This window comes from Capsulimonas sp. (assembly GCF_039929585.1).
In the GTDB taxonomy this organism is placed as follows: Bacteria; Armatimonadota; Armatimonadia; order Armatimonadales; family Capsulimonadaceae; genus Capsulimonas.
This window is the reverse complement of sequence record NZ_JBDSQY010000245.1, coordinates 1-8251: the sequence shown is the minus strand read 5'-3', so window position 1 is coordinate 8251 and position 8251 is coordinate 1. Positions and strand designations below refer to the sequence as shown.

The window sequence follows — 8251 nt, the reverse complement described above, 5'->3', positions numbered from 1 at the left end:
CCTTGCTGGCCCGCCGCCCCGCCTTGCTGGCCCGCCGCCCCGCCTTGCTGGCCCGCCGCCCCGCCTTGCTGGTTTGTGTCTGGCGTCGTATTACCCTGTCCGGCTTCGCCGCCTGCTCCCTGGGCGCCGTCGTTATTGATCGCCCCAGGCAGGTTGGTCGCAACTTGTGTCTCACCGGCGCCGGCATGTGGCGACGCAGTCTCTTCCTGGATACCTGACTCGTCGCGCTGGCGCGGAGCCCAGCGGTCGTACATGTCCTTGTCCCACGTCTTCACCACGAACGGCGAACGTGGGCGCGGCAGGTTGGAGGCCATCACACCCTGCGGCTTAACTGTCTTGTGGATAGGAGGACGTGGCTTGGCGCGCTTCGTCTGCTGGCGACGGCGCTCATCCTCGCTATCCGACTTGGCCATCTTTTTCGGCTTGGGTTTGCTGGTGCTCTTGCGGCGCATTTCCGCGAGCTTGCGCACTTGGCGCCGATCCATCTTGACCGTGTGCAGATGCTGGTTACGCATCAATTCCTGAATTTGCGCGACCTGATCTTCGGTCAGCGCGGGGCCAGGAGTGACCTGCATGTCCTTGGGAAAGGTGATGTTGAGGTTCGTCGCCAGATTGAACTTTTGCCCCGCCTTCGGACTCCACATTTGAATGCGCTGAAGCACGATGTTGGACTGCGGCTTTTCTTTCTTTTGCGGCTCCGACGACGCGCGATCAGGCGCCGCCGCTTCCTCACTGTCGGTTTTGGAGTTGATGTCCGAATCCGCCGCCGGGAGAGAAGCCATCTTGATCCCATTTTGCGGACGAATTTGCTGCACGGCGGCGATCCGGGCGTTCAGGCGATCCTGAGCTTTGGCGACTTCGGCCTGCATGCTGGCTGCTTTGCTCTGAGCCGCCTGCGCCGCCGCTTCGCGGGAGGATGCGACCTTGTGCGCGGTGTCGGCCGCAGCTTGGGCGTGCGCCAGCACTTCGCTCGCCGATTGCGCCTGGGCGGCATCCGAGGCTGCGCGCTTAGCCGCCGCCTGAACCGCCGCGCTCATCGCTGCGTGCGATGCGGGGGCCGCCTGCGCAAGCGCCGCGCGCGCGGCGGCTAATTTCTGCTGCGACGTCCGCATCATCAGCTGCGCCTGCTGGACAAACTGCTGCGCGGACTGAACGTTCGTCGTGGCGGTTGCGGCTGCTCTCTGGCTTTCCTGGGACTGTGACGCCAAACCCGCAGCGCGTGACTGCGCCGCATTCGCCGCCGCCTGCTTCTGAGCGAGAACGCGCTCGGCGGCGTCCCGCTTCGCTTCCGCCTGACGAAGTGTCGGCGACGCGCCCGCCGCGCCCATCTCCGAAGGTCGCTGTCCCGAATTCGACGGGGTCTGCGCCGGACGAGGCGCAGGCAGCGGCGGCAGGGGCTTGAACAGTCCCACGGTCATCGGCTTCATTCGCTCGACCGTCTCGTTGCTGACCGCCGGATGCGCGTTGCCGGAACGCAGCTCATGGCTGTAAACAAGCCAGAATGCGCCGTTCAGCACGATGGAGGACGTATAAGCGATTGCCAGACGTGATTTGCGAGAGACCATGTTGATACTTCCCTTACCGGGTTCCAGCCTGCGGGGTGGACGGCAGCGCGCGTCCCTCTTGATCGACCGGCTCCGTTGCGATCAGCACCGGAACGTCCTTCCCCGTCGCCGTGCGGGCGTGGTTCAGGACATCCATCACGCTGACCAAAGACTGGGTCGTCTGCTGCTTGCCGAGATTGAGAACCACGTCGCGCGGCGCGGCGGTCCGCAGGCGATCGGTCAGGGCGGCCTGAAGCGCCTGCGGGTCAGAGCCTAAGCGCTGCTTACCCAAATAGTAGTCGCCTCTCTCGGTCAGTGTCAGGATTAAGTCGCCGCCGCCACCCGCGCCGCCGGACGCCGTCGCGGCGGCGGGACTGCTTTTCGGCAGCGCCACGGCGATGGCGCGCATGCGGGTCATGTTGAGGCTGGCGATCATGAAGAAGACCAGAAGAAAGAAGATCGTGTCGATCATCGGAATGATTTCGATACGAGCCTTGCGCATCGGCGGGCGTGGAATTTTCAATGCGCGGCCTCCAGGGGCGACTGCGGGTCGGTCGCCACCATCACGTTCTGCGCATTCGCCTGCTTCACCAGATCGAGCGCCTGCGTGAACTTGGAGATCTGCTGCGATTTATCACAGTTGATCACAACCACCAGCGAAGGATTCTGCGCCAGGCGCGACGCCACCATCGGCTTGATATCCCCCACGCCGGCGATCTTCTTCTGATCGATGTAATAGTCGCCCTCTTTGGAGATCGTCACCACGGCTTTCTCTAAAGGCTTCAGAGCAGCCGTGCTGCTGGACGGCAGATCGACTTTGTGCGCGGACATGGGGATCATCGCGAGGCTGGCGATCATGAAGAAGACGAGCAGAAAGAAGATCGTGTCGATCATTGGGATGATCTCGATCCGGGCTCGCTTCATTTCCTGGCGGGGCAGTTTCATGCGCGCCTCCCAGCCAGCGTGTTCAGAAGCTGAGTCGCGCGCCATTCCATCTCGGAAATGTTCTCCTTGACCCGTTCGGTCAGAAAGTTATAAGCGGGGAGCGTAACGATAGCGATCACCAGGCCCGCCGACGTGGCGATCAGAGCCTCCGCGATGCCTCCAGTAATGATGGTCGGCGCGCTGGTCGCGGCGGAGCCGACGATATGGAACGCCTTGATCATCCCGGTGATGGTGCCGAGCAGGCCGAGCAGCGGCGCGAGCGTGACGATGGTGTCCAGCACGCTGAGACGATCCATCATGACGGGCATCTGCCGCAGGGCGAACTCCTCCATGTGGCGCTCAATTGCGAGCCGGTCCAGCCCCTGAGCGCGCAGGCCGCTCGCCAGCATCGCGGCGACGCGTCCGGGGTGCGCTTCGCACGCCGCGAGCGCTTCGGCGTATTTGCCCGCCTGGACGAGTTTCTCCACCTCCGCAACCAAACGCCGATTGTCGCCCACCGTCGCTCCGATCGCGAGCAGGCGGTCGATCATGACTGCTACGGAAATCACTCCGCAGAGGAACAGCGGCCACATCATGACGCCGCCGCCGAGCAGGAAGCGCAAGTCTTGGTTCATGGGTTAGGCCGCGCCCCCAGCCACCGGGGCCGCAGCTTCCGCTCGGGAAGACTTCGCGCGAAGACTGGCCAGAATATTCAGGAGCTGCGTGGCCCGCGTCTCCATCTCGGAGATAATCTCCTTGACCTTTTCCGTCAAATAGTTATAAGCGATCAGGGTGACGATGGCGATGGCGAGGCCGGTCGCTGTGGCGATCAAGGCCTCCGCGACGCCGCCCGTGATCCCCATCGGCTGGTTCAGGCCGACATTGCCCACGACGTTGAACGCCTTGATCATACCAGTCACCGTGCCGAGCAGACCAAGCAGCGGGGCGATCGTAATGACCGTGTCGAGGATCCCGAGGCGCTTGTACAGGACGGGAGTTTCCCGCAGAGCCAGCTCCTCCATGGAGCGCTCGATCGCATCGGCGTCCAGGTCTTGATTGCGGATTCCGCTCGCCACCAGCGACGCCACCGGGCCGCGCGTCCCCTCGGCTAGCGCCAGGGCGTCCGCGACCCGTCCCTCGGAAAGATGGCGACGCACTTGCTCCAGCAGTTCTTCCGTATCCGTCGCCGCACGGCCGATCACCATCCAGCGCTCGACAATCACGCCCAAAGCAACGAAAGCGCATGCGAGCAGAGGCCACATGATCGGGCCGCCGTTCATCAGAAAGCGCAGCCACCCAGCCGGGTTGAGGTCCATACTTGAAAGTACTCCATTCCAGTGTCAATCACGAACGATCGAGAAAACCTCACACGGTCCCGCTGGCGTAAGGGTAACTCAAAGCCAGTTTAATTTATTGATTAATATTACGCAAACTTTATGCCCGGCGGTTAAAACCGCCGGGCGTATTTATTATTTGAAGCCGGTCACTCCATTCACGCTCAGGAAGTGCTGCGCCTCCGGCGCGCCCGATGTCACCTGAGGCTTGGCGTCCGGGTTATAAAGAGAAAAGGACGACCGATAGAGCGCCGTCTTGATATTCTTCGCCACATCGCTTGCCACCGCCGCAGGCGTCGGCTCGTGGGCCAGGGCGGCGTCGGCCGCCGTCATCGTCAGCAGAGGCTGATCCTTGACCAGCACCCGATTGTCCGTTTGACTGATATGGCGAAGCTCAAGCCCTGAGTCGAACTGCGCATTGAGCGCCTTCACGATGGACTGCGAACGTGAGCCGTCGGGATCATCCAGCGTAGCGCACAGAACATCGCCTAACACAATATTCTTCGCGCCTGGCATAGCGCCTTCCTGAACCGCGAATCGCTTGGCGTTGGTGACGGTCGCCAGCACTTTAGGCGTCACGTTGACATTCATCTGCGCAAGCTGCGTTCCGATGGACGCAACACGCTCCTTGGTGAACGGGTGATCCTGAAGGATACCATAATTAATGTCCACACCATGCGTTTCCTGCTCGGCCAGACGCTGCATAAATGTCAAGGCGCCCACGGGGTTGTATCCGGCCTTCTGCATCAGCACGATCCCGCCATGGTCGGCGTCACTCTCAGCGTTCTGCCCATAGTGATTGTTCATGATGCCCATTTGGGTGTAGGTGACGCCGGCGGCGACATGGGCGACATCGGACATGTCCACATGCGCCAGCGCGGCGGCGATCATGGCGACCATGGTTCCGGTGCTGAACTTGCTTTGCTGATGCGCAAGCTCCACGCTGTGGTGATGCGCGGCGTGCGTGATCTCGTGTCCGAGGACCGCCGCCAGCTCATCATCACTACGGACGAAGCTGAGCAGACCGGAGTTCACATAAACATAGCCTCCGGGCAGACTAAACGCGTTGACTTCCTTGGAATCGATCACATTGAAATGCCAGGTGAAGGGATAAACCTTGTCGTTCCCGAAGCCTTTCTTAGGGTCGATCGAAACTCGGGTCGTGTTCGCGAACTCGGCGATCTTCTGGCCGATCTTATTGACCCGGTCGATCTGCGCCTGATCCGTGGACAGCTTCATCTGCTTCGCGACTTCCGCCGAGATCGTGGCGCCGTCCTTCGCTTCGCTGTCCGCCTGCTTCTGGTCTTTCGCGCTCAGCACGGGCGTTTCCGCAAATGTGGCGCCGGCCGAGAGTATGGCGGCCGCGCAGAGCGCGCCCGCGAAAGTTCGTCGAAATCTGTTCATATTCTCACTTGCCCTTCTGAAAAGCATTCGCCGGTGTGTTATAATGTCTGCAACATGGCATACCGTTTTCAGTACGTGATGACCCGGGCCTTGCCTGCCGCCTTTTTGCTGTTGCTGGCGCTCGCCCCGCTGCCGGCGAGTCCCCCCGACCCTGCGTTAACTTACGATGAACTCTTAGAGCACGCGGACAAGGCAAAGTTTCAGGGAAATGCCGAGGAAGCCCTGGACTGCGTCGCCGCCGCGCACAAACTCCGGCCGGACGGTCTTGCGGCGACCCTGAAGGTCGAGCAATTGATCCAGGCAGGCATGCCCGACCATATTACTCCCGCAACACTCGCCGCTCTTCCCGTCTCCGTCAGCGATATCGGCGGAGGTCTGGGATCGGTCGCCAGCGTCAACGCGTATCTTCCCTGCAAAACGCAGGAGCCGCAGCACGATTGGACCTTCGACCACGAAACCTGTGTCTATCTTAAGCCCGTCAAAGCGACGGACAATGAGCTAAAGCTCTTCTGCCGGGTCCACTACACCGTTCCTGGCGACCAGCGACTCGCCGAGCGGACAGGCTCGCTGCTGGCCATCGCGCATCAAGCCTGGGCGCAAAAAACAGGCGCTCCGACCGCGAATGGCGACACACCGTTCAACGTCTGGCTCTGCCGGGGCGGCCAGAGCGGCGGCGAACAATGGCGGGATAATCTTTACCTCTACGATTTAGACGCCTCGCGCAGTTCCATCGAGTGGGTCCGCGAAATCATCCATGAGTATTCCCATCTCGCCGTCCCCGCGATCGGCGGCTACACCGATCCTGAGTACTGGGCGAATGGATATCTCGGCGAGCGTCTGATTGTCCGCTGGATCCAGCGGACGCCCGGAATGCCCACACTGGTGGAGAAGGCCTGGGGCGATTTTAGCGGCGCCCCGAATTTCGACCGGCTGCTAATCGCTCCCGCGATTGCGCTGTACAAAAAGACCGGCCCAAGCAAGGCGTGGCTCAGCAAGCGGGACGATCTGGGCATGCGTTACTTCATCGGCCAGATGCTGACGGTAGACGACAAGTACGGACCGCGCACGCTCGCCGCCGCCTTCAGACAGCTTCCGCGCTTCCGCGAGGCCAAGCCCGAAGATATGGCCGCCGCCGTCGCGGAAGTCCTGCCCGCTCCCAAACCCGGCAAGCATTCCCAATCGGCGCGCAAGCCCGCCAAAGATCCAGGTTCCGCCACGCCATGACGACGCAGTCCCCGATCTCAATCCGCGCCCATGCCAAGATCAATCTCACGCTCGACGTCGGACGCCGGCGCTCGGACGGTTATCATGACATCGAATCGATCATGCAGACAATCGCCCTGCATGACGTTTTGAACATCACCCCCACCCTGGATGTTCCCGGCGTGGCCCTGGAAATCACTGGCCCCGAGGCCGAAGGCGTGCCCGCCGATCCCTCTAATATCGTGCACAAGGCCGCCGTTCGACTGCAAAAGACCGCCGCCGCGCGCGGTCTCATCCCCGGCGACAAGAGCGGCCTGCGCATCGTGCTGGAAAAGAATATCCCCTCGCAAGCCGGTCTCGGCGGCGGCAGCAGCGACGCCGCCGCCGCCCTGCGCGCGATCAACGGTTTATTTGGCTTGCGGCTCTCGAAGGACCGCCTGACGGGCCTCGCCGCCGCGCTCGGAGCGGATGTCCCCTTCTTTCTCACCGGCGGAACGGCGCTGGCGCAGGGCCTCGGCGAGCGTATTTCCAAGATTGCCTCATGGGAACATCACTCTCTCGTCATCGTTAAGCCGACCGTGGGTGTCTCGACGGCAGCCGCCTATGGCGCCTTGGACGCCCAGCCGGACCGGACACTCTCGAACGCAACCCAGCAATGGCGGGACGAACGCGCGGCAGGGCGCGTCTCCATGCTTCACAATGATTTTGAAGTAGTCGCGCGCCAGATCCCGCAGATCCAGATGGCGTTTGACGCCATGGAGCAGTGCGCGCACGGGTATGATACAACTGGTCCCCTGCTTTGCGGCAGCGGCGCGGCGATCTTCATTGCCGCCCAGGGGCAAGAAACGGCGAAACTCATAGCTCAGGAACTTACGGAGCGAAATGTCGGCCGCGTGTGGCTGACGGAGACATGGGATCGGGAGGAAATGTTCTGAGCAAGTTACTTTTGAATACGGTGGTGCTGGCCGGCGGAAAGACCAGCGACGAGATGCGGGCGGCGACGGGTGTGGAAAACCGGGCCATGGTCGCGCTCGGCGGACGGATGATGCTGGACTTCGTCGTCCAGGCGCTGCAATCGGCGAAATCCGTGGACCAGCTTTATGTTGTGGGCGATGTTCCGGAAAATCCCGCCTATACGCTCGTGCCCGAGCGAAGTTCGCTGGTCGAGAACCTCGTCGTGGGCGTGACCGCCGCCCAGGCGGACAGCAGCGGTGAATACATTCTGATCTCGACTTCCGATATCCCGTTCATTACCAGCGCGGGCGTCGACGATTTCGTCGCCCAAGCCGCCGCGCGCGGCGCGGATCTCTGCTATCCGATCATCCCCATGGATTCGTATCGCCAGCGCTTCCCGCAGATCAAGCGAACCACCCTCAAAGTGCGCGAGGGTGAGTTTACCGGCGGCAACATGATGGTAGTGCGCGCCGACTTCATTATGAAGCAGCAGGAAACCATCCAGCGCGCCTACGCCGCTCGCAAGGACGTCCTGCGCCTTGCGAGGCTGCTCGGCGGCAACCTGCTCTTCCGCGTGCTCCTCGCGCAAACCATCGCGCCCTCACAGCTCACCGTCCCGATGCTCGAAGCCGGCGTCAGCCGCCTGCTCGGCGGCGGAAACGTCGCGGCGATCGTCACGGAGCATCCGGAGATTGGGACCGATGTGGACCGCCCCGAGGATATCGATATGGCGCGAAAGATATTGGCGCTGGTGTGAAGATTGGCCCTCATCCCCCTGTATGAACAGGGACATGCTTTACACTTTAGACCGGCGACATCCTTTACACATTATTAGGATTGTTTCTCCTTCGAAATGTCTCTTGATGTTTCCAAAGCCAGTGGCGTCTC

Annotated in this window: 8 protein-coding genes and 1 pseudogene; 3 read left to right on the top strand and 6 right to left on the bottom strand. The window is 61.9% G+C overall.

Going from position 1 to position 8251, the window contains the following annotated elements; all coding sequences use genetic code 11:
* The 6 genes and pseudogenes from ABIZ35_RS18695 to ABIZ35_RS18670 form a co-directional block, all read right to left on the bottom strand.
* Positions 1-1565, bottom strand: a pseudogene (locus ABIZ35_RS18695) (hypothetical protein); the annotation flags it as partial.
* Positions 1566-1578: 13 nt separating this feature from the next.
* Positions 1579-2067: a biopolymer transporter ExbD gene (locus ABIZ35_RS18690; protein WP_348221435.1), complete on the bottom strand. Its 489-nt coding sequence runs from the start codon at positions 2065-2067 to the stop codon at positions 1579-1581.
* On the bottom strand, positions 2064-2489 hold the full coding sequence (locus ABIZ35_RS18685; RefSeq protein ID WP_348221434.1) for a biopolymer transporter ExbD: 426 nt from the start codon (positions 2487-2489) through the stop codon (positions 2064-2066). Before ABIZ35_RS18685 ends, ABIZ35_RS18690 begins: the two co-directional genes overlap by 4 nt.
* On the bottom strand, positions 2486-3103 hold the full coding sequence (locus ABIZ35_RS18680; protein WP_348221433.1) for a MotA/TolQ/ExbB proton channel family protein: 618 nt from the start codon (positions 3101-3103) through the stop codon (positions 2486-2488). The genes ABIZ35_RS18685 and ABIZ35_RS18680 overlap by 4 nt, the downstream gene beginning before the upstream one ends.
* A gap of 3 nt (positions 3104-3106) precedes the next feature.
* Positions 3107-3784, bottom strand: a complete 678-nt coding sequence (locus ABIZ35_RS18675; protein ID WP_348221432.1) for a MotA/TolQ/ExbB proton channel family protein — start codon at positions 3782-3784, stop codon at positions 3107-3109.
* 153 nt (positions 3785-3937) lie between these two features.
* Positions 3938-5206, bottom strand: coding sequence for a M48 family metalloprotease (locus ABIZ35_RS18670; RefSeq protein ID WP_348221431.1), 1269 nt, complete (start codon positions 5204-5206; stop codon positions 3938-3940).
* Between the two features lie 54 nt (positions 5207-5260).
* Here ABIZ35_RS18670 and ABIZ35_RS18665 point away from each other — a divergent pair, with 54 nt between their 5' ends.
* From ABIZ35_RS18665 to ABIZ35_RS18655, 3 genes are read left to right on the top strand one after another with little or no spacing between them, the layout of a single operon-like run.
* The gene (locus ABIZ35_RS18665; protein ID WP_348221430.1) at positions 5261-6430 is read left to right on the top strand and encodes a hypothetical protein; all 1170 of its coding nucleotides are present in this window, start codon (positions 5261-5263) and stop codon (positions 6428-6430) included.
* Positions 6427-7344: a 4-(cytidine 5'-diphospho)-2-C-methyl-D-erythritol kinase gene (gene ispE, locus ABIZ35_RS18660; protein ID WP_348221429.1), complete on the top strand. Its 918-nt coding sequence runs from the start codon at positions 6427-6429 to the stop codon at positions 7342-7344. Before ABIZ35_RS18665 ends, ispE begins: the two co-directional genes overlap by 4 nt.
* On the top strand, positions 7305-8120 hold the full coding sequence (locus tag ABIZ35_RS18655; RefSeq protein WP_348221428.1) for a nucleotidyltransferase family protein: 816 nt from the start codon (positions 7305-7307) through the stop codon (positions 8118-8120). The genes ispE and ABIZ35_RS18655 overlap by 40 nt, the downstream gene beginning before the upstream one ends.
* Positions 8121-8251: the final 131 nt, after the last annotated feature.